The sequence below is a fragment of the Nocardia sp. NPDC050710 genome, from assembly GCF_040654375.1.
Taxonomy (GTDB): Bacteria; Actinomycetota; Actinomycetes; order Mycobacteriales; family Mycobacteriaceae; genus Nocardia.
Window position 1 is genome coordinate 213370 of record NZ_JBFAHV010000009.1, and the last position, 19478, is coordinate 232847.

Annotated in this window: 19 protein-coding genes; 5 read left to right on the forward strand and 14 right to left on the reverse strand. The window is 68.9% G+C overall.

The window, feature by feature from the left end; translation table 11 throughout:
* Position 1 precedes the first annotated feature (1 nt).
* Positions 2–733, reverse strand: a complete 732-nt coding sequence (gene priA, locus AB0H61_RS18585; RefSeq protein WP_357305737.1) for a bifunctional 1-(5-phosphoribosyl)-5-((5-phosphoribosylamino)methylideneamino)imidazole-4-carboxamide isomerase/phosphoribosylanthranilate isomerase PriA — start codon at positions 731–733, stop codon at positions 2–4.
* Between the two features lie 73 nt (positions 734–806).
* Positions 807–1259, reverse strand: coding sequence for a MarR family transcriptional regulator (locus AB0H61_RS18590; protein ID WP_357305740.1), 453 nt, complete (start codon positions 1257–1259; stop codon positions 807–809).
* A gap of 102 nt (positions 1260–1361) precedes the next feature.
* Here AB0H61_RS18590 and AB0H61_RS18595 point away from each other — a divergent pair, with 102 nt between their 5' ends.
* Both AB0H61_RS18595 and AB0H61_RS18600 read left to right on the forward strand, forming a co-directional pair.
* Positions 1362–1892, forward strand: coding sequence for a nuclear transport factor 2 family protein (locus AB0H61_RS18595; RefSeq protein ID WP_357305743.1), 531 nt, complete (start codon positions 1362–1364; stop codon positions 1890–1892).
* A gap of 218 nt (positions 1893–2110) precedes the next feature.
* Positions 2111–2554 (forward strand): hypothetical protein, encoded by a 444-nt coding sequence (locus AB0H61_RS18600; RefSeq protein ID WP_357305745.1) that lies wholly within the window; start codon positions 2111–2113, stop codon positions 2552–2554.
* Positions 2555–2662: 108 nt separating this feature from the next.
* Here the strand turns inward: AB0H61_RS18600 and hisH are convergent, their stop codons facing one another.
* Genes hisH through hisD form a run of 4 tightly spaced genes read right to left on the reverse strand, consistent with a single transcriptional unit; the run spans position 2663 to position 6392 of the window.
* Positions 2663–3292, reverse strand: coding sequence for an imidazole glycerol phosphate synthase subunit HisH (gene hisH, locus AB0H61_RS18605; protein ID WP_357305748.1), 630 nt, complete (start codon positions 3290–3292; stop codon positions 2663–2665).
* Entirely contained in the window at positions 3289–3903 is a 615-nt protein-coding gene (gene hisB / locus AB0H61_RS18610; protein ID WP_357305750.1) for an imidazoleglycerol-phosphate dehydratase HisB, read from the reverse strand. The genes hisH and hisB overlap by 4 nt, the downstream gene beginning before the upstream one ends.
* Before the next feature lie 3 nt (positions 3904–3906).
* Positions 3907–5058, reverse strand: coding sequence for a histidinol-phosphate transaminase (locus AB0H61_RS18615; RefSeq protein WP_357305753.1), 1152 nt, complete (start codon positions 5056–5058; stop codon positions 3907–3909).
* On the reverse strand, positions 5055–6392 hold the full coding sequence (gene hisD, locus AB0H61_RS18620; protein ID WP_357305756.1) for a histidinol dehydrogenase: 1338 nt from the start codon (positions 6390–6392) through the stop codon (positions 5055–5057). Before hisD ends, AB0H61_RS18615 begins: the two co-directional genes overlap by 4 nt.
* A 359-nt stretch (positions 6393–6751) precedes the next feature.
* Between hisD and AB0H61_RS18625 the strand changes: the two genes are divergently transcribed.
* On the forward strand, positions 6752–7333 hold the full coding sequence (locus tag AB0H61_RS18625; protein ID WP_357305759.1) for a TerD family protein: 582 nt from the start codon (positions 6752–6754) through the stop codon (positions 7331–7333).
* Between the two features lie 80 nt (positions 7334–7413).
* Here the strand turns inward: AB0H61_RS18625 and AB0H61_RS18630 are convergent, their stop codons facing one another.
* From AB0H61_RS18630 to AB0H61_RS18650, 5 genes are all read right to left on the reverse strand, one after another.
* A complete protein-coding gene (locus AB0H61_RS18630; RefSeq protein WP_357305762.1) occupies positions 7414–7800 on the reverse strand; it encodes a peptidoglycan-binding domain-containing protein in 387 nt (128 codons plus the stop codon).
* 149 nt (positions 7801–7949) lie between these two features.
* Entirely contained in the window at positions 7950–9557 is a 1608-nt protein-coding gene (locus AB0H61_RS18635; RefSeq protein ID WP_357305765.1) for a protein kinase, read from the reverse strand.
* 140 nt (positions 9558–9697) lie between these two features.
* Entirely contained in the window at positions 9698–11437 is a 1740-nt protein-coding gene (locus AB0H61_RS18640) for a penicillin-binding transpeptidase domain-containing protein (RefSeq protein WP_357305768.1), read from the reverse strand.
* A 62-nt stretch (positions 11438–11499) separates the two neighbouring features.
* Complete coding sequence (locus AB0H61_RS18645; RefSeq protein WP_357305771.1) at positions 11500–12366, reverse strand: arylamine N-acetyltransferase; 867 nt, start codon at positions 12364–12366, stop codon at positions 11500–11502.
* 111 nt (positions 12367–12477) lie between these two features.
* Positions 12478–13479 (reverse strand): prolyl oligopeptidase family serine peptidase, encoded by a 1002-nt coding sequence (locus AB0H61_RS18650; RefSeq protein WP_357305773.1) that lies wholly within the window; start codon positions 13477–13479, stop codon positions 12478–12480.
* A gap of 178 nt (positions 13480–13657) precedes the next feature.
* Between AB0H61_RS18650 and AB0H61_RS18655 the strand changes: the two genes are divergently transcribed.
* Positions 13658–14152, forward strand: a complete 495-nt coding sequence (locus tag AB0H61_RS18655) for a TerB family tellurite resistance protein (RefSeq protein ID WP_357305776.1) — start codon at positions 13658–13660, stop codon at positions 14150–14152.
* Positions 14153–14169: 17 nt separating this feature from the next.
* On the opposite strand, the gene AB0H61_RS18660 is transcribed toward AB0H61_RS18655, so the two are convergent.
* Entirely contained in the window at positions 14170–15153 is a 984-nt protein-coding gene (locus tag AB0H61_RS18660; RefSeq protein WP_357305779.1) for a lipase, read from the reverse strand.
* 194 nt (positions 15154–15347) lie between these two features.
* Between AB0H61_RS18660 and AB0H61_RS18665 the strand changes: the two genes are divergently transcribed.
* Complete coding sequence (locus AB0H61_RS18665; RefSeq protein ID WP_357305782.1) at positions 15348–16526, forward strand: winged helix DNA-binding domain-containing protein; 1179 nt, start codon at positions 15348–15350, stop codon at positions 16524–16526.
* A 31-nt stretch (positions 16527–16557) separates the two neighbouring features.
* Here AB0H61_RS18665 and nadC read toward each other — a convergent pair whose 3' ends face one another.
* Positions 16558–17418 carry a carboxylating nicotinate-nucleotide diphosphorylase gene (nadC, locus tag AB0H61_RS18670; protein ID WP_357305785.1) on the reverse strand — a complete coding sequence of 287 codons (861 nt, stop codon included), beginning with the start codon at positions 17416–17418 and terminating at the stop codon, positions 16558–16560.
* A gap of 85 nt (positions 17419–17503) precedes the next feature.
* Positions 17504–19384: an L-aspartate oxidase gene (locus AB0H61_RS18675; protein ID WP_357305788.1), complete on the reverse strand. Its 1881-nt coding sequence runs from the start codon at positions 19382–19384 to the stop codon at positions 17504–17506.
* Positions 19385–19478 lie beyond the last annotated feature (94 nt).

Below are 19478 nucleotides of genomic sequence, written 5' to 3' on the forward strand. Positions count from 1 at the left end.
ATCAGCGCACCGCGGCCAGCGCCTCGGGCAGCGTGAACCGGCCCGCGTACAGCGCCTTGCCGACGATCGAGCCCTCGACGCCCTCGGGCACCAACCCGGCGATGGCGATCAGGTCCTCGACGGTGGAGACGCCGCCGGAGGCGATGACCGGCGCGTCGGTGGCCGCGCAGACCTCGCGCAGCAGGTCCAGGTTGGGACCGGTCAAGGTGCCGTCCTTGGTCACGTCGGTGACCACGTAGCGGGAGCAGCCGTCGCGTTCCAGGCGCTCCAGCACCTCCCACAGGTCACCGCCGTCGCTGACCCAGCCCCGACCGCGCAGCCGGTGCTCGCCGTCGATGATGCGCACGTCGAGACCGACGGCGACCCGCTCACCGTGCTTGGCGATGGCGCGCGAACACCACACCGGATCCTCCAGCGCGGCGGTGCCGAGATTGACCCGGGCACAGCCGGTGGCCAGCGCGGCCTCCAGGGACTCGTCGTCGCGAATGCCTCCGGAGAGTTCCACCTTGACGTCGAGCTCGCCGACCACGCCTGCCAGCAGTTCGCGGTTCGAGCCGCGGCCGAAGGCGGCGTCCAGATCGACCAGATGCACCCACTCGGCGCCGGCTTCCTGCCAGGCCAGCGCCGCGTCACGGGGGGAACCGTAGCTGGTTTCGCTACCGGCCTCTCCCTGCACGAGGCGCACGGCCTCTCCATTGGCGACATCGACGGCAGGTAGCAGCACAAGACTCACTCCCAGTAGCTTAGTGGCTCGCCTCCCGCATTCGAGCCTCGGGCCTGCGCTGATGGGATGCCGGTCACCCGGGCTATCCGCGCGAGTGGTCGTCCAGGATGCGAGTGAGCAGGCCGACCAGTTCGCGACGCTCGGTCGCGGAGAGCGCTCGCAATAGCTCGTCCTGAGCGGCGTCCAGCCGTTGGTCGAGTTCATCCAGGTGCCCGGTGCCCGCACGGGTGATGGTGACGATATTGCGACGACGATCGCCGGGATCGGGGCTGCGTTCGATGAAACCGCGCTCGGCCAGGTCATTGAGGGCGGCCACGATATCGCTGCGATCGATGCGGGTGCGCCTGCCCAGTTCGGCCTGACTGTCCGGGCCGAATTCGCGCAGCGTCGTGAGCAGGGCGTAGTGATGCCTGCGCGATCCGGTGGTGTCGAGGGCCCGTTCGCTTGTTCGATCGGCGACGATCGCGACCTGGTTGATCAGCCGGGTCGGCAGGGCCCGCAGCCTGCCCGCTACGCCTTCGTGCGCGATGTCCATGAATTCATAGTCTACCAACACTTGTTGGTGCGACCCACATTCTGATACTGTTGGCGCTACCAACGTTGGACAGGCCAACGTTTCTTCCGAAAGGCTCTACCGATGAACAAGATCCGCGCCCTCGCCTTGGCCGCACTGCCGCTGGCACTGCTCACCGCCTGCTCCAGCGCCGCCACCGCAACGAATGACAACACCCAGCGGGAACTGCGCGAACTGGTGGATCGCGATCAGATCACCGGTCTGGTCGACCGCCTCGGCCGCGCACTCGACGAAGGCCGCTTCGACGACCTCCGCACCGTCTACACCCCCGACGCCACCGCCAAGACCCCCGGTGGCACCGCCACCGGCCGCGAAGCACTCATCGCCCAGGCCAGCCGGAATCACACCGATGCCAACCGAATCCAGCACTTCATCAGCAATGTGCTGATCGACCTGCGCGGCGACCGCGCCGACGTCCGCGCCAACCTGCTCGCCACCTTCACCCCGGCCGCGGCGACCCCGGGCCGGGTCGCCCCGGAACCGCAGTTCACCCTCGGCGAGATCTACCACTTCGATGCCGTCCGCACCGACGAGGGCTGGCGGCTGTCGCGAGTGGAGATGAGCACGCTGTGGTCCACCGGGACCCGGCCGTAGGCCCCGGCGGGCACGCGGCTCGAGCCCGTCCATGCCCACGCGGCTACCCGGCACCGTGCCACCCGGGTAGCCGCCCATCCGTAATAGCGGGTCGCGGCGAATACCGCCGCGGCGGCACAGCATCGTTTCCGTGGCGGTGGTGGGTATGGTTCTGTTCCGGGGACTACAACCGTTGTCCGCGACGCTCGCCCAGGGGGGATCCCACCATGTCTCGATCGATGCTTGCCGCCGCACTGCTGGTTTCCGCGACGGCAACCGGCTTGCTCGCCGCGCCGTCCGCGACGGCGGCGGCACCCGAACAGGCTCGCGTGGCGGGCTGTGAATTCGGCACGATCCTGGGCAATTACGACTACACGCGCTTCGACGACTACGTCCAGCGGGTACTCGACCACAGCACCGGGGAATTCCACGCGAAGTTCGCCGCCGCCCGCTCGAACATGCAGGCACTGTTCGAGGCCGCCCAGGTCCGATCGGAAGTCACCGCCGTCGAGTGCGAGGCCCTCTCCGGCGACGCGAACCGCGCCGACATTCTGGTTCACACCACCGCCGCCGTGCGCAACCGCGACAACAATGGCAGCCCCCAGAGCAGCCGGACGTCGACCGTGGTGGCCCTGGAAAACGTCGACGGGCGCTGGCTGGTCGCCCGTGTCGACGTCCGCTAGCGCACACGACCGCTGCCGACGGCGGCGCGGGGGCGGTGCTAGCGCGACCCGGAGCCACCACCTCACCGCCGTCCGCCGACGCGTTCCCTTGCTCGGCGGATCGCCGGTTTACAGCGAGTCGATCCAGTTGCGCAGGAGATGGGCTCCTGCGTCACCGGATTTCTCCGGGTGGAACTGGGTGGCGGACAGTGCCCCGTTCTCGACGGCGGCGAGGAAGGGGACGCCGTGCTCGGCCCAGGTCAGTTTGGGGGCGGCGAAATGTTCGCTGGGCGGGAGATCCCAGGTCTGGGCGGCGTAGGAGTGCACGAAGTAGAAACGGGTGTCACGGTCCATACCGGCGAACAGGGTGCTGTCGACGGGGGCCGACACGGTATTCCAGCCCATATGCGGGAGCACGGGGGCGGAGAGGCGTTCGACGGTGCCCGGCCATTCGGCGCAGCCGTCGGACTCCACCCCGAATTCGACGCCGCGTTCGAAGAGGATCTGCATGCCGACACAGATGCCGAGCACGGGTCGGCCACCGGCCAGGCGCTGACCGATGATGCGCTCGCCGCGCACCTCGCGCAGGCCCGCCATGCACGCGGCGAAGGCCCCGACGCCGGGGACGACCAAACCGTCCGCGGCCAAGGCGATCCGGGGGTCCGCGGTCACCTCGACGGCAGCGCCGGCACGGACCAGCGCACGCTCGGCGGAGTGCAGATTTCCGGAACCGTAATCCAGCAGAGCAACGGATTTCACAGCGTCCCCTTGGTCGACGGCACGCCGTTGACGCGCGGGTCGAGTTCGACGGCGGCGCGCAGCGCCCGTGCCACCGCCTTGAATTCGGCCTCGGTGATGTGATGCTGATCCCGGCCGTAGAGCACCCGCACGTGCAGGGCGATGCGCGCGTTGAGCGCGATCGACTCGAACACATGGCGATTCAGCACGGTCGAGTACGGCGCGCCGGGACCCGAACCCGGGATCACCGCGTGCAGCAGGTGATCCGGTTCGCCCATATGCACGCAGTAGGGCCGCCCGGATACGTCCACCGCGGCGTGCGCCAACGTCTCGTCCATCGGGATGAACGAGTCGCCGAAGCGGCGGATCCCGGATTTGTCGCCCAATGCCTGACCCAGCGCCTGACCGAAGACGATCGCGGTGTCCTCCACCGTGTGGTGCGCCTCGATCTCGATATCGCCCTCGGCGCGCACCGTGAGATCGAAACTCGCGTGCGCCCCGAGCGCGGTCAGCATGTGGTCGTAGAACGGGACACCGGTGGAGATCTCGGTCTTGCCGGTGCCGTCCAGATCCAGTTCGACCACGATGCTGGATTCCTTGGTGACGCGCTCGACCCGCGCGGTCCTTGTCATGCTCTACCTCGCTGACGCTGGTTCATCGGGGGTGAGTTCGGTGGGGGCCAGTGTGCCGCTGACACGCAGGAACTCGTCGTTCTCGGCGGCGAGGCCGATGGTGGCGCGCAGATATCCGGGGATGCCGACGTCGCGGATCAGCACACCCGCGTCCAGGTACCGCTGCCAGGCGCGGGCCGCATCGGTGAACCGGCCGAACAGGACGAAATTGGCGTCGCTGGGGATCACGTCGTAGCCCTGCGCGGCCAGCGCGGCGACGACCCGGTCCCGCTGGGCCGCCAATTCCGCGACGCTGCCGAGGGTTTCGTCAGCGTGCCGGAGCGCGGCGCGCGCGGCGGCCTGGGTGACCACCGACAGGTGGTAGGGCAGCCGCACCAGCAGCAGCGCATCGATCATCGCCGGCGCGGCGGCCAGGTAGCCGAGGCGCCCACCCGCGAAGGCGAACGCCTTGCTCATGGTGCGGGTCACCACCAGCTTCGCCGGGAACCGGTCGATCAGCGTAATGGCGCTCGGCGCGGCCGAGAATTCGCCGTAGGCCTCGTCGACCACCACGATGCCCGGCGCCGCCGCCAGGATCCGCACCAGGTCCGCGATCGGAATGCTGTGTCCGGTCGGGTTGTTCGGGCTGGTCACGAACACCACGTCGGGGCGGCGTTCGGCGATCACGGTGACCGCGTAGTCGATATCGAGGGAGAAATCGGCATTGCGCTTGGCCTCGACCCATTCGGTGTCGATGCCCTCGGAGATGATCGGGTGCATCGAGTACGAGGGCACGAAACCCAGTGCGCTGCGCCCGGGTCCGCCGAAGGCCTGCAACAGTTGCTGCAGGATCTCGTTGGAGCCGTTGGCCGCCCACACGTTCGCGGTATCCACCGCGACACCGGTCTGCCGCGTGAGGTAGGCCGCGAGATCGGCGCGCAGCGCGACCGCGTCCCGGTCCGGGTAGCGGTGCAGGTCGGCGGCGGCGGCCCGAATCGATTCGGCGACGTCATCGATCAGCGCCCGGCTCGGCGGATGCGGATTCTCGTTGGTGTTCAGCTGCACCGGCACCGTCAATTGCGGTGCGCCGTACGGCTTCTTGCCGCGCAGATTATCGCGCAGCGGCAGATCGTCCAGGCTCACTCGCGAGCCGGGAACCGTCAGTTCGACATTCACGACAGCGCCTCGAATCGCGCCGTGACAGCCTGCCCGTGCGCGGGCAGGTCCTCCGCGACGGCCAGTGCCACCACGTGACCGGCGACATCCTTCAACGCCGCCTCGGTGTACTCCACCACGTGGATGCCGCGCAGGAACGTCTGCACGCTCAGTCCCGAGGAGTGCCGCGCACAGCCCGCGGTCGGCAGGACGTGGTTCGAGCCCGCGCAGTAATCGCCGAGACTGACCGGCGCGTAGGCGCCGACGAATATCGCTCCGGCGCTGCGCACCCGGGCCGCGACAGCGGCGGCATCGGTGGTCTGGATCTCCAGGTGCTCGGCCGCGTAGGCGTTGACCACCCGCAAACCCTGGTCGATATCGTCGACCAGCACGGTGCCGGACTGCTTACCGGTCAGCGCCTCACGCACCCGGTGCGCGTGCTTGACGACGGTCAGCTGCGTGTTGAGCGCGGCGTCCACCGCGTCGGCGAATTCGGCGCTGTCGGTGACGAGCACGCTGGCGGCCAGCACATCGTGCTCGGCCTGGCTGATCAGATCGGCGGCGACATGTACCGGATCGGCGGTGGCGTCGGCCAGGATGGCGATCTCGGTCGGACCCGCCTCGGCGTCGATGCCGACCAGGCCGCGGCACAGCCGCTTGGCCGCGGTCACGTAGATATTGCCCGGACCGGTGATCAGGTCGACCGGTTCGAGCTGGGCGCCGTCGGTGTCGAGGCCACCGTAGGCGAGCAGCGCCACCGCCTGCGCGCCGCCGACCGCCCAGACCTCCTCGACCCCGAGCAGCTTGGCGGCCGCGAGGATGGTCGGATGCGGCAGGCCGCCGAACTGCGCCTGCGGCGGCGAGGCGACGACCAGCGAGTCCACCCCAGCGGCCTGCGCGGGCACCACATTCATCACGACGCTGGACGGATAGACGGCATTGCCGCCGGGCACGTACAGGCCGACCCGTTCCACGGGCACCCACCGCTCGGTGACGGTGCCGCCGGGCACCACCTCGGTCACCGTGTCGGTGCGCCGCTGATCCGCGTGCACCTTGCGGGTCCGCTCGATCGCGACCTCGAGCGCGGCGCGCACCGCCGGGTCCAGGTTCTCCAGCGCCGCGTCGAGTTCGGCGGCGCGTACCCGCACACTCGCCGGGATCACCCCGTCGAACCGCTCGCTGAACTCCAGCGCCGCCGACACACCGCGATCTCGGATGGCCTCGACCACCGGGCGCACATGATGCAGCACCGAGTCGACGTCGACTCCCCCGCGCGGCAGCGCGGTGCGCAGCTCGGCAGCGGAGGGAGTACGACCGCGCAGATCAACGCGGGCGAGCTCGATGCGGGGTGTCATATCGGTCTGCAGTCCTGTCTGTGCTGGTGCTTTGTCCGGTACCAGCCTAATGGTCCGCACCACCGCTTTTCCGCCCGGTCGGTCTCCACCTGGGCCGCGCCAGGGCCCGGTGACCTGGATCTCATCCGAGCCGGGTGCGGACGGAGTCGAAGTCGCGCCCCCGGATTGCCACCGTCGGCGGACTTCTCCCAGGTGCCGTTGCCGTGGCGCCGATCGCCGCCACTTCGGTAACGGACCGCGCGGGCCGTTATTCCTTCGCGCCGCACCGGTTTCCGACGCCGAAAACTCGATCATTCGGTCGTTGACCAGCGATAATGCTGTGCCCCACGGCAATTCGGCAGCGCCGGTAGTCTGATGCCATGATCACGCTCAAGAAAGAAGACGGCGCCGCGGATCTCGCCGGTATCACCAAACTGAGTGTCGGGGTGAGTTGGGATCCGTCGGCGGGGACCAGCGGCGGTGCGCTCGGCTGGGCGCGGCGTAAGAAGGGGGTGGACCTGGACCTGATCGCCATCCTCATGCAGGGTGCGGAGCCGGTCCGATTCGCGGGCCTGGATTCGCTCGACCCGCTGGGCAACGGCTCGGTGCTGCACTCCGGCGACGAACAGACCGGCGCGGCCACGGGTGATGACGAGACCGTCAGCGTCACCTTCGCCGATGTGCCGGGCGGTATCGACGCGATCATCTTCGTCGCGGCCGCCTTCAAGAAGGGCAGCTCGTTCGAGAAGGCGAACAACATCTCGTTCAAGGTCTACGATGCCACCGGCGGCAACAGCCAGCAGGTCGCCGATATCTGGCCGTCGCTGCTCGGCAACGACAACGCCAACGCCGTCGCCCGCGCGTTCCGCAACGGCCCGGCCTGGCAGCTGGAAGTGCTGAACCGCAAGGGCAAGATCAAGCAGGGCGACAAGCAGGCGCTGCTGCGTTTCGCGATGGCGTAATCGGTTCGCCGACCGCGTGGGCGTCGACGCCGGCTACTTCGCCGTCGTCGCGGCGTCGCCCCGCGCGGTCGGCCATCCGCTCAGTACTGGGCGTGGTAGTCGCAGTCGCCCCGATGGTTGCATTCCACCTGGATGCGACCCCAGGTATTGGTTCCGACCACACCGTCGGCGGAGATACCCTGCCAGCGCTGGAAAGCCTTGACATCCCTCTCGGTCTCCGGGCCGAACTTCCCGTCCACCCCGGTGCCGTAGTAGGCGTGCAGGAAGGACTGCACCGCGGCGACACATCCGGCCTGGCCCTGCACGCCCCGCTTCAACACCGGCCGGAATACCTGGCATTCGTTGATGGATGGCGCCGTCGTCGCGGCGGCGGGCCCCGCCGTAACGGTCATCCCGCCGAGCACCGTCGCCGCGCTCACCACGAGGGCCGCGGCCAGCCGACGACCCCGCCACTGTACTGATGTCATGACACTTCTCCCGTATCAGAGGATCGGTACCTCGGATCGGGACATGTTGTCGCCCAAGAACTTCCGAGGTGCGGGCGATCCATCCGTCCGCACCATCAACGCTATGGCGCGGTTCTGGGAGAAATCTTGCGCAATTCTCGGTCAGGCGCCTAGGTGCCGGTGGGCCTGGTCTCGCTGTCGATCAGCAGTCTGCCGCCGCCGCTGCCGACGACGTGCAGCACCATCGACCTGGTCTGTCCGTCCACGGTGAGCTGGGCCAGCCGCATGTCGACGGAGCCGTCCGGATAATTGCCGCGGTTGGTGCCGTTGATATCGGCGAAGGTGTCGATGATGCGGGTGCTCCAGTACTGACGGAACGCCTGTTCGGTGCCGTACAACTTCTGGGCCGCCGGGGTCAGCAGCGACCAGGATCCCGCCGGATTGCTGTAGAAGTCGACGATCAGATCTCCGGCCGGGCCCCATTCGACCGTGCCCACGCTCGGCGTCTTGCCCAGCGACGGGGTCGTGGTCGTGGTCGAACCACCGGTGGGGGCGGCCGTCGCGGTCGGATTCGCCCGCGGCGGCGGGGTATTCGAGTCCGACTGGTTCAGCGTGCCGACGAGCAGCGCGACAACGGCCACTACCGCGCCGACCGCGCCGCCGATCAACACGGCACGGCGCTTGCCACCGGGCTTGGGTGCGGCAGGCCGGGGCTGGGCAGTGGTGCGCGGATGCGCGGCCGTATTCGGGTGCGCACCGCGGGCGGGCGGCGCGGCCGGGCGGGTATGCCGCTGGGTCGGCTGGTGCGGGGGCGCGGCAGGTGGCCGCAACGCCCGGGTAGCCGCGTCGGGCGGACCGACCTGGCGACGCGCGAAAGCCTCACTGGCGGGGATGAATCCGGCGGGTACCGGCGCGGAGCTGGAGTCCGCGAGCGCGGCCAGCTGATCACGCGCGATCCGCATGCTCGGCCGCTCCTCCGGCTCCGGGCTGAGCAGTTGCAGCAGGAAGTCGGTGGCGGCGCCCGCGTTTCGCGGCTCGCTCACTTGACCGTTGGCCGCCGCGTAGAGCACCGCGAGCGGATTCGCGCTGGCACCGTAGGGCGGTTCACCCTCCAATGCGTGGAATAGCGTGGCACCCAAGGCGAATACGTCGGCGGCCGGGGTCGGGTCGGCGCCGCGGGCCACTTCGGGGGCCAGATAGGCGGCGGTGCCGCAGATCAGGCCGGTTTCGGTGAGGGTGACATCGCCGGTCGCGCGGGAGATACCGAAATCGGTGATCTTCACCGTGCCGTTGTCGTCGAGCAGGATATTGCCCGGTTTCACGTCGCGGTGCACGATGCCCGCCTGGTGCGCCGAGATCAACGCGGAGGCGACCTGCTCCCCGATCCGCGACACCTGGGTCAGTGGCAACGTGCCCTGCGCGGAGAGCACCGCGGCCAGGCTCTTGGACTTCATGAACTCCATCACCAGGCACGGATCGCCGTCGTGCTCTGTGATGTCGAACACAACGATCGCGTTCGGGTGCTGGAACCGGGCCGCATTGCGAGCCTCGCGGATCGCGCGCTGACGCACCACGACACGTTCGGCCTCGGGCAGGCTGGGTTGTATATGGATCTGTTTGACCGCCACCGAGCGTTGCAGGCGTTCATCGACGGCGCGCCAAACAACGCCCGTGCCGCCGCTACCAATCCGCTCGACCAGGCGGTAATGCTCCGCGATCAATTGACCGGTATCGATGGCGCCTACTCCGAACCTTCTCGAAATCGTGACATCCCGCATATTGACCGCTTACGCGGCCCGCCGACGAGTGTAGCGGGCGCTTGCGCCGACCAACGCGTCAGCACGGAGATATTTTGCGCCGTCACCGCCGTACTCGCGCTTTCGGTATCCGAGATGGTCCCGCGGCGGCTTTCGAACCGCTAGCGCGGCGCGCGCATCATGCGTCCCGCGGCCGCTACCGCGGGTCCCGAACTGCCCGCGTCACCGACGAAGACCGCGAAGGCGAGATCGCCGTCGATCCCGACGAACCAGCCGTGTGCGTGGGTGTTGTCGCCGTATTCGGCGGTGCCGGTCTTGCCGAGCAGCCCCGGGATGTCGGCCAGCGTGGTCGCGGTGCCACCGGTAATCGTTTCGCGCATCATGGATTCGATCTGATCGGCGACGATCGGCGGCAATGGCCGCGCGGCACGGTCCGCGACACCCGGCTTACCCGCGACGAGGGTGGGCGTCGGTACCGCACCGCGCGCGATGGACGCGGCGACCAGCGCCATACCGAACGGCGACGCCGTCACCTGGCCTTGACCGATGCCGGATTCGACGCGCTGGGCCGGGGTATCGGCGGGCGGCACCTTGCCGGTCACCGTGGTCAGGCCCGGTGTGACGTAGTCGATGCCGAGGCCGAGCTGCGCGGCCGCGTCGGTCAGGGCATCCGGCGCCAACTTCACCGCCAGACTGCCCATCGTGGTGTTGCAGGACCGGGCGAAGGCGGTGTGCAGCGGAACCTGACCCAGATCGAAATTATTGTCGTTGGGGATGCGGCGGCCCTCGATATCCGCCACGCCCGGACAGGGCAGCACGCTATCCGGGGTCACCTCGCCCGCCTGCAATGCGGCCGAGGCGGTGACCGTCTTGAAGGTGGAGCCCGGCGGGTAGAGGCCGGTGAACGCGATCGGGCCTTGCATGTCGGCCGCGGCGTTCTGCGCCATCGCGACGACATTGCCGGTGGATGGCTGCAATGCCACGATTGCGGCGGGCTGCGCGATCGGGGCAAGCGCGTCCTCGGCGGCGCGTTGCAGGCCGATGTCGAGGGTGGTCGGGATATCCGAGGTCGGTTTCGGCTCCTGGCCCGCGATGTACTCGGCGCCATCGGGAATCAGCGCTCGGACGGCCCAGCCCGTCGCGGCGTCGGCCTCGGACTGCCACAGCTGCGCCAGGCCCGACAGGGTCGGCGAGGCCAGTGACTTGTCGACGGTCAGCAACCGGGTCTGCTCGACCGGCGTGACGCCGGGGATGGCCTCCAGGGCGGCCCGGATCGGAGCGATATCGGCGGCGCGCAGCGTGATCGCGGTGATCGGTTTGCCTTGCGCGGCGGCCAGATCCGATTGCAGCGACTCCGCGGTGAGGCCGGGCGCCAGCGGTGCCAGCACGCCCGCGATGGCGGCGGTGTCGGCGCCGGGCGACACATTCACCAGCGTCACGATCTGCTGGGTCATCAGCTCACCGCCGGAGCCGTCCAGGATGCGCGCGGGCTTCGGCGCGACGGGGGTGTACTCGAGCGGACCCACCGCGAGGCCGGGAGCGACGGTGGCCGGATCCCAATGGATTTTCCAGCCGTCGTTCTCGTCGGCGGTTCCGAGCGTGGTGTAGCTCCACTCGTCCTTGCCGAACTTCCAGGTCGCGGCGAGGGTGAAGCCGCTCTCGTCGGTGGCGCGAACCTCGTAGGTCACGTCCTTGCCAAGAAATTGGTAGAGCGTATTCAGATCCGCGGTGGCGGCGGCGGGGTTATCGGTGAGCGCGGCCGCCGCGCCGACATCATCGCGATTGAGCGCGTCGGCGAACTGACCGGCGACGGTGCCGGGTTGTTCCGGACCGGAGCCGCAGCTGAGCAGGACGAGGACGGGTGCGGCGAACAGGGCCAGGAGCTTCCGTTGGGTACGCACCCGGCCGACTGTATCGGGCGCCCGCCCCGCCGCAGGTCAAGCGAGACCGGACAGTCGCGCCGTCAGTGGGTGAGCCAGCGCGCCTCGGTCAGTGTGTCGGCGTCCGCCTCATCGAGGTCGATATCGAAAACCTCCGCGAGGACCTTCGGCAATTCGGCGGGTTCCAGTTCGCGGGTATCGCCGGAGCCGTCCGGACGTTCGGTGATCAGCGTGGTGCCGTCGATGACGTAGTGCACGTCCGGCAGGAAGCGTTGGATGAACGGGCGGGTGGTGAACGGCGAACGCGGAGAGGTCGAGACGAAGTGATTGCCGACCTGGTAGTCGATCCGATACTGCGGTTCGGTGGTGAAGGTGTAGCGGTCGATCCAGCCGTCTCGGCCGAACTGGTGCAATACCCACACATCGACGCCGAGTTCACCGGTCCGGCGCTCCAGTCGGAACCGCCACTGCCCCAAGGCGAACTCCCCTGCGCTCTCGGTCAGTTCGTACGGCTCCAAGGGGCCGGATCCGAAGCCGACGTCGACCAGCCAGATCCGGTCGTCGTCGTTCGTGGTCACCCGTAGCAGGGCGTGGGTGGCGGGCCGCAAACCCTCGGCGACACCCATGGTGACCCGGCCGCTGAGGCCCGTCACGCCGAAGCCGAGCCGCTCGAGCGCGGCCGCGAACAGGCCGACATTCTCATAGCAGTAGCCGCCGCGACGGCGCCGGATCATCTTGTCCTGCAAGGTCTCCAGATCCAACGGGATGGAGCGGCCGAGGATGATCTCGAGATTCTCGAACGGAACGGTGGTGGTGTGCAGGTACACCAGCCTGCGCAGCGTGGCCAGGGTGGGCGCGCGCTCACCGTCGAAGCCGATCCGGGCCAGATACGCGTCCAGGTCCAGGTCCGCGCCGTTCCAGTGGTACGCCGGGTCCGTCGGCTTGTTCATCCTTCGCGCCTCACTTCGGTGTCGATGTTTTGTTCCACCAACAACCACCCCCGGGCGCAATGTCTTCCACCGTCCAGCGTCGAGTTACCAAGAATTTCCGGTCCGCGGTCGTCACGCCGCGCATTTGGCCTCGGGCGGAGCGGCGGGAGCGGTATTGATCTCGCGGGCGATATCCACGAGGTAGTCGCGGTCCGGGCCGTCGACAGGTTCGGTGCCGATGAGCAGACGTTCCACCACGCAGCCGCCCTCGAAAAAGGCGGGGCCGACGTTGTGGTCGCCGGGAACGATGGCGCCGTTGAGATCGCGGCCGGTCACCACGGTGTACATGGAGGTCGGTTTGCCCGCGGCGAGCAGACCGGCGCGCATCTCGACGCTGGTCGCGTAGGGCACCACATCGTCGGCGGTGCCGTGGATCACGAAGGCGCGCTTCATATCCATCCGACCGGCCAGCAGCGCCGGTGAACGCTGCGCGTAGGCCAGCGGGCAGACGATCGGGGTGCAGCCGCCCGCGTCTCGTTCGATCTGGGCGGGTAGGTCCGGGTCGACGGCGGCCGAGGCGGCCCACATCGTGAAATCGTCCGCCGGACCGTAATTGTCGACCCAGTAGTCGAACAGCCCGCGTGGTCCATGCGCGACCGCGAGCCCACTCATGATGCCGCCCTGACTCCAGCCCCACAGCACCGTGCGCGCGATCGCGGGATGCTCGCTCTTGTACCACTGGGTCGCCGCCACGATGTCGTGCCACCCGGCCCACAGATTCCAGTCGCCGGTTCGCCAGACGCTGGTGGCGCTGCGCAGGTCCATGGAGACGAACGGGGTGGCGGTGCGGCGGGCGATCGAGGTCACGTAGTCGGCGTAGTCGGCGGCCGAACCGGAATGCCCGTGCACGGCGACTGCCAGCCGATGCGGCGGCAGATCTCCCGGGGTACAGCGGTAGGGCTCGTACACCCGGCCGGTCGCGGCCTCACCGTCCACCGTCAGGGTCACCGGACGCACCTCGACCCGGATCGGGCAGTCCTGTTCCGCCGAAACCGGTGGCGCCGCAACGGCGGTGGCCGTCAGCATCCCCATCAGCACACAGCACACAGCCAGCAATCCGGATCCACGCCTCATCCTTCGAATGATCCCACGCGACCATGCCGAATCCGGTGCGGCACCGGGATTAACACCGTCCGATCAGCAGCCGATAATCGAGGGGCGCGGGTCGGATGTCCTTCTGCCGGCGCGCCGATGTCGATTCGGAGCCCGGGCCCGGTTCCGCCGGTCCCGGCTCTCTTTCCAGGAGCGGTCAATGGCCTTCTTGAACAAGCTCGTGTCCAATGCGCACACCTTCAGCCGCCTGATGGATGTGGTCGACAAGGCGCCGCAGTGGCGCAAGCAGTTACTGGCCAAGAAGAACGAGCTGCGCGGCGGTTCCTTCCGCGACGCCGCGATGGGCATGTGCGCGCTGGTCGCCGCCGCCGACGGTTCGATCGATCCGACCGAGCGGATGCGGGTGGCCGGACTGATCGGCGCCGACCCGGTGCTGTCGAACTTCACCGCCGACGAACTGCGTGTCCTGTTCGAAGACAACTGCAACCGGCTCACCGCCGACCCGGCCTTCGGACGCGCCCACGTCATGCAGCAGATCGGTAAGGCGGCGGGCAAGGCGACCGAGGCCGAGGCGGTCGTGCAGATCGGCATCATGATCGGCAACGCGGACGGCAACTTCGACCAGGTCGAGGTCGCGGCGGTGCGCGAGGCGTGCCAGGTGCTGCGGTTGGACCCGGCGCGGTTCGGGCTCTGAGCGAAACCGGTTGCGCCTCAGAGAGCGTAGGGGCGCAGTGCCGGTTCCGCGCCGATCTTCGGGGCGGCGAGCAAGGTGCCGACACTGTGTGCGAGTGCGCCCGCGGCATCGCCCACGAAGGTGATCGGGTTGACGCCGGGCATGAACGGTTGGCCGCAGGAGGAGCGGTCGACGCGACTCAGATCGGCGGGACCTGGGTGCTGGAGCGCGTCCAGGCCGATCAGCCAGGTGGCATTGTCGTAGCTGAGCCCGTTGTGCTCGACCGTCTCACCGGGGCACACGTCCTGCACGATGGCATTGGTGACGTTCCCGGCCGGTGCCAGGAAGCTGCTGGTGAACGGGACGACAGCTTCGTCGATGGTCGTGGCGATCACGGTGTAGCTGACTTCGGGATAGGTCTCGCCGCCGCTGTTGAGCGCGGCCAGGAACTCCGAGCTCGGTCGCAGCTGCCAGGTCACGGCGCTGCAGGCGCTCGCGCACGTGCCGTCGGACACCTGGGAGCCATGGTTGGCGGATGCGAAGCCGATGTAGTCGTCGACGAGGGCGCGGGTGTCGGGCCAGTACTTCAGCGCCCAGCGACCGATGATGCCGCCCAGACTGTGTCCGACGATGCTGACCGGACGACCCGCGGCGCCGCTCATCGCACGCAGTGCGTAAACGACGTATTCCGCACCGTGCTGCATGTCCCCGTTGCCATTTTCGGGCAGCTCGACGGAACAGTACGACCAACCCAACTGGTTGAATGTGCGGTGCCAGTTCCAGCCGAAGTCGGCTGCCGAATTCGAGGTCGCGCCGTGGATGAACAGCACGGGCGTGTTAGGGCTATCGGCCAGCGATCCACTGCAGTGCAGGGCAGCGGCGAGTGCGTCGTTCGAGACGCTCAGGGTGGGGGTGGGCTCGGCGACGGCGCCGGGTGGCGCGACGACGGCCATTCCGAGCGCGGCCGCCGCGCTCACCAGCAGTGTTGCGGTACGAGAAGTATTTCGACGTAGCCCGAGCATTCCGTACTCCCATCGTCATGCGAATCGGTCATACGAATTTCCCGCCCCGAAAATTACCCCGACCGATGTGGCAGTGAGTGCATTTTCAGCAAACAAGTAGTTAAATCCCCTGTTAACCGGGTCGGCTGGGACCGAATCACCTTTCGGTGCGTCTTCGTCGCCGAGCACGAATGCGGTGCGATTACCATTCGCCTATGCGTTCGATTGATGCCGCCGAGCGGCGGGCACGGCTCGGGGTTCGGCATCGGCTGGCTCCGGGTATGCGCGGCGACGATGTCGCCGAGGTGGTGCGGTCGCTCGTGGTACTCCATGCCACCGATCCGGCGACGGTATTCCTGTCGGTCGGCGCGCGCACCCGCGCCGCCACCCCGGCACATGTCGAACAGGCGCTCTATGAGGATCGTTCGCTGCTGCGCATGCTCGCGATGCGCCGCACCATGTTCGTCGCCCCCGTCGATCTGGTCCCGGCATTGCAGGCCTCCTGCGCGGATGCGCTGGCCGAAAAACAGCGCCGCACCTACGGCCGGTTCCTCGAGCAGGCCGGGGTGGTCGACGGCGATGTGCGGGCCTGGCTCGCCGACGTCGAAGACGAAACGCATAAGGCCCTGCTGTCCCGTGGCGCGGCCACCGGAGCGCAACTGAGCAAGGACGTACCGCGGCTGCGCACCCAGGTGAATCCCGCACCGGAGAAGTCGTATTCGCGCCCGACCAGTATCACCACCTGGGTGCTGGTGATACTGGGCGCCGAGGGGCGCATCGTGCGCGGGCGGCCCAACGGGAGCTGGGCCAGCAGCCAATACACCTGGGCCCCGGTCGAATCGTGGCTGCCCGACGGCGTACCGACCCTCCCGGTCGACGCGGCGCGCGCCGAATTGGTCCGAAAGTGGTTGTACGCCTTCGGTCCCGCCCCGATCGCCGATATCAAGTGGTGGACCGGATGGACCCTCGGCGAGATCCGCAAGACCCTCGCCCAGCTCGATGTGGTCGAAGTCGACCTCGACGGGACCACCGGCCTACTCCTCGCCGACGACGCGGAACCCGTTGCGGCGCCGGAACCCTGGGCCGCGCTGCTTCCGGCCCTGGATCCCACGCCCATGGGCTGGCAGTCCCGCGACTGGTACCTCGGTCCGCACGCCCCAGCCCTCTTCGACCGCAATGGCAATATCGGCCCCAGCATCTGGTGGAACGGCCGCATCGTCGGCGGCTGGGCCCAACGCAAGGACGGCGAAATCGCCTACCGCCTCCTGGAGGACGTCGGTTCCGACGCCCTGGCCATGATCGAGGCCGAGGCCGCACGCACCAACGCCTGGTTCGGCGATGTGCGCACCATCCCGCGCTTCCGCACCCCGCTGCAGCGCGAGCTCACGGCCTGAGCTCGGCCGGAGGGACGGGTGCGCTGAGCTCTTACATATCCAGGCCGAGGTCGAGCACGCGCACGGAGTGGGTGAGGGCGCCGACGGCGAGGTAGTCGACACCGGTGCGGGCGTAGTCGGCGGCGACGTCGAGGCTCAGGCCGCCGGAGGATTCGAGCTTGGTGTCCGGGGCGGCGGCGTTGCGGCGCTGCACGGCCGCCTGGGTCTGCCAGAGCGGGAAGTTGTCCAGCAGGACGAGTTCCACGTTCTCGGCGAGTACCGCGTCCAGCTGTTCCAGGCTGTCGACCTCGACCTCGCAGGCGATGTCGGGGGCCAGTTCACGCACCGCGCGCAGCGCGTCGACCACCGAACCCGCCGCGACGACATGGTTGTCCTTGATGAGGGCGGCATCGCCGAGACCCATCCGGTGATTCACGCCACCGCCGACGCGTACCGCGTACTTCTGCAGGGCGCGCAGGCCGGGCAGCGTCTTGCGGCTGTCGCGGATCTTGCAGTCGGTGCCCTCGACCTCGTCCACCCACGCGGCTGTGGCGGTGGCGATACCGGACAGATGGCAGATCAGGTTCAGCATGGTGCGTTCCGCGGTGAGCAGCTCGCGCGTCGGCGCGACCACTCCGAGTACGGACTGTCCCGGCTCCACCCGGGTACCGTCGACGACCCGATCGGTGATCTCGTACTCGCCCGCGCCGATCACCTCGTCCAGCACCAGCAATCCGACATCGAGGCCCGCGACGGTGCCCGGCTGGCGCGGCACCACCGATGCCTTCACCACGGCGTCGGCGGGCACCGTGGCCATCGTGGTGATGTCCGGGCCGTAGCGCAGATCCTCATCCAGTGCGGCGCGAATCAGTGCGAGCACTTCGTCGCGATCCAGGGCGGCGTCCAGGGTCATCGGTGCACTCCTGAGTTGTTCGCCCGCACCGACTTACGGGCGGGGTACGGAATTGAATGGGAGGCGGCGCAATGCGGCGGGGCGATCACGGGACCGCCATCGATATGGCCGGGGCATCGGGATCCGCGGCCAGACGCGTCGCGAGAAGCGGCCCCTCGGGCTCGCCGGCCATCGGGCGCACGTCGGGGTGGCCGTCGGAGTCCAGGCGGATCGGGATGCTGTGCCGCAGAGACGGATCGGATTCCGGGTGGTCCGATCGCGTATGGCAGCCCCGGCTCTCGGTGCGGGCGGCGGCCGCGAGCAGCAGGACGCGCGCGGTCAGCGTGAGCGCGCCGTCTTCCAGCTCGGCGATCCGTTGCGCCGCCAGTACTTCCGGTTCGGGCGGTACGACGGCGGCGGCCGTGCGGGTCGATTGGGCGAAGCGGGTCGACATGCTCCGCAATACCGCTCGCTCCAGTCTGGCCGTCGCCTCGGCGAGCCCGTCCCGATCCCGGACCACCGATGCGTGGGTGGTCATCACCTGTTGCAGGGCGGCGCGCGACACCCTCGGCATGGTGCGGGTGCGGATTTCGGTGACCTCGGCGGGTTCACCCTGCCGCTCGGCGGCGGCCGCGCCCACCCGCTCACCGACCACGAGGCCTTCGAGCAAACTGTTGGAGGCCAACCGATTCGCACCGTGCAGGCCGGTACGCGCCACCTCCCCCGCGGCGTACAGCCCGGGTACCCCGGTGCGGCCGTGCGGGTCGGTGACCACGCCGCCGCACTGGTAGTGCGCGGCCGGTGCGACCGGGATCAGGTCGACGCGGGGGTCGAGGCCCGCGGCGAGACAGGACGCGGTGATGGTCGGGAAGCGCTGCACGAAGCCGTCGATCGCGCGACCGTCGAGATATACGTGGTCGGTGCCCAGTTCTCGCATGCGCGCGGCGATCGCCCGCGAGACCACGTCGCGCGGGGCCAGATCACCCCGGGGATGGATTCCGGCGGTCACCGAATTCCCTTCGGAGTCGACGAGTATCGCGCCTTCGCCACGGACCGCCTCGCTGATCAGCGGCCGCCGCCCGGTGCCGCCGGGCGTGTAGAGCACCGTCGGATGGAACTGCACGAATTCCAGATCCGCCACGGCCGCGCCCGCCCACAGCGCCAACGCGATCCCGTCGGCGGTCGCACCGGGCGGATTGGTGCTCAGCGCGTAGAGCTGACCGAGCCCGCCGGTAGCGAGCAGTACGGCGGGGGTGTGTACAACGCCGAAACCCTTGTCCGACACCGCGATCACTCCGCGCACCCCGCTCGGGCCGGTGACCACTTCGCAGGCGGCCGCGCCGAACAGCATGGGCAGCCCCGCCGCGTTCAACGCGCGCTGCACCTCCGCACCGGTCGCGTCGCCGCCCGCGTGAATGATCCGGCGGGTACTGTGCCCACCCTCCCTGGTTCGCGAAATCTGCCCATCCCGACCGAGATCGAAGACCGCGCCCAGGTCGGTGAGCGCCGCGACCGCGTCCTGACCACCGGAGACGATCGAGCGCACCGCCTCCACCTCACACAGCCCGGCACCGGCCTCGACGGTGTCGTGCATATGCGATTCGATCGAATCCCCTTGTGGGGCAACGACCGCGATGCCGCCCTGGGCATACTGTGTCGAGGTATCGGTGGGTCCGCCCTTGCTGAGCACCAGCACGCGCAATCCGCGCAGCGAGGCGGTCCGTGCCGCCGTCAGCCCGGCGACACCGCCGCCGATCACCACCAGATCGGCGGCGGCTTCCCACTCGATCGATACCGGAGCCGTCATCTCTCCACGCCTCTCGCTCCGAGCCTGCCCGGCTCGTCGGCCGCCCCGCGGCGACCCTTGCCCGCGCCCGTCATCCCGGCGCGGCTCCCGACGGCGGCCACCGGTTCGGCGCCGCCGACACCGGGTCACCCCACGCCGGTACCGGCCGTCGAACGGCGGTACACCCGGCCGAAGCACCACGGTGTGCTGCCACCCGCACGGGCCGTCGACCGGCCCGGCGTGGGGTGACCGAATCGGCCGTCACACGCCGCCCGGCCGGGCGATGTACGCGACC

Coding starts and splice junctions, on each gene's coding strand:
- AB0H61_RS18655 (WP_357305776.1), top strand. CDS start 13,658: ATGGCCTTCTTGAACAAGCTCGTGTCCAATGCGCACACCTTCAGCCGC.
- AB0H61_RS18625 (WP_357305759.1), top strand. CDS start 6,752: ATGATCACGCTCAAGAAAGAAGACGGCGCCGCGGATCTCGCCGGTATC.
- AB0H61_RS18635 (WP_357305765.1), bottom strand. CDS start 9,557: ATGCGGGATGTCACGATTTCGAGAAGGTTCGGAGTAGGCGCCATCGAT.
- nadC (WP_357305785.1), bottom strand. CDS start 17,418: ATGACCCTGGACGCCGCCCTGGATCGCGACGAAGTGCTCGCACTGATT.
- hisB (WP_357305750.1), bottom strand. CDS start 3,903: ATGACAAGGACCGCGCGGGTCGAGCGCGTCACCAAGGAATCCAGCATC.
- AB0H61_RS18600 (WP_357305745.1), top strand. CDS start 2,111: ATGCTTGCCGCCGCACTGCTGGTTTCCGCGACGGCAACCGGCTTGCTC.
- AB0H61_RS18645 (WP_357305771.1), bottom strand. CDS start 12,366: ATGAACAAGCCGACGGACCCGGCGTACCACTGGAACGGCGCGGACCTG.
- hisD (WP_357305756.1), bottom strand. CDS start 6,392: ATGACACCCCGCATCGAGCTCGCCCGCGTTGATCTGCGCGGTCGTACT.
- AB0H61_RS18660 (WP_357305779.1), bottom strand. CDS start 15,153: ATGCTCGGGCTACGTCGAAATACTTCTCGTACCGCAACACTGCTGGTG.
- AB0H61_RS18665 (WP_357305782.1), top strand. CDS start 15,348: ATGCGTTCGATTGATGCCGCCGAGCGGCGGGCACGGCTCGGGGTTCGG.
- AB0H61_RS18590 (WP_357305740.1), bottom strand. CDS start 1,259: ATGGACATCGCGCACGAAGGCGTAGCGGGCAGGCTGCGGGCCCTGCCG.
- AB0H61_RS18650 (WP_357305773.1), bottom strand. CDS start 13,479: ATGAGGCGTGGATCCGGATTGCTGGCTGTGTGCTGTGTGCTGATGGGG.
- AB0H61_RS18630 (WP_357305762.1), bottom strand. CDS start 7,800: ATGACATCAGTACAGTGGCGGGGTCGTCGGCTGGCCGCGGCCCTCGTG.
- AB0H61_RS18595 (WP_357305743.1), top strand. CDS start 1,362: ATGAACAAGATCCGCGCCCTCGCCTTGGCCGCACTGCCGCTGGCACTG.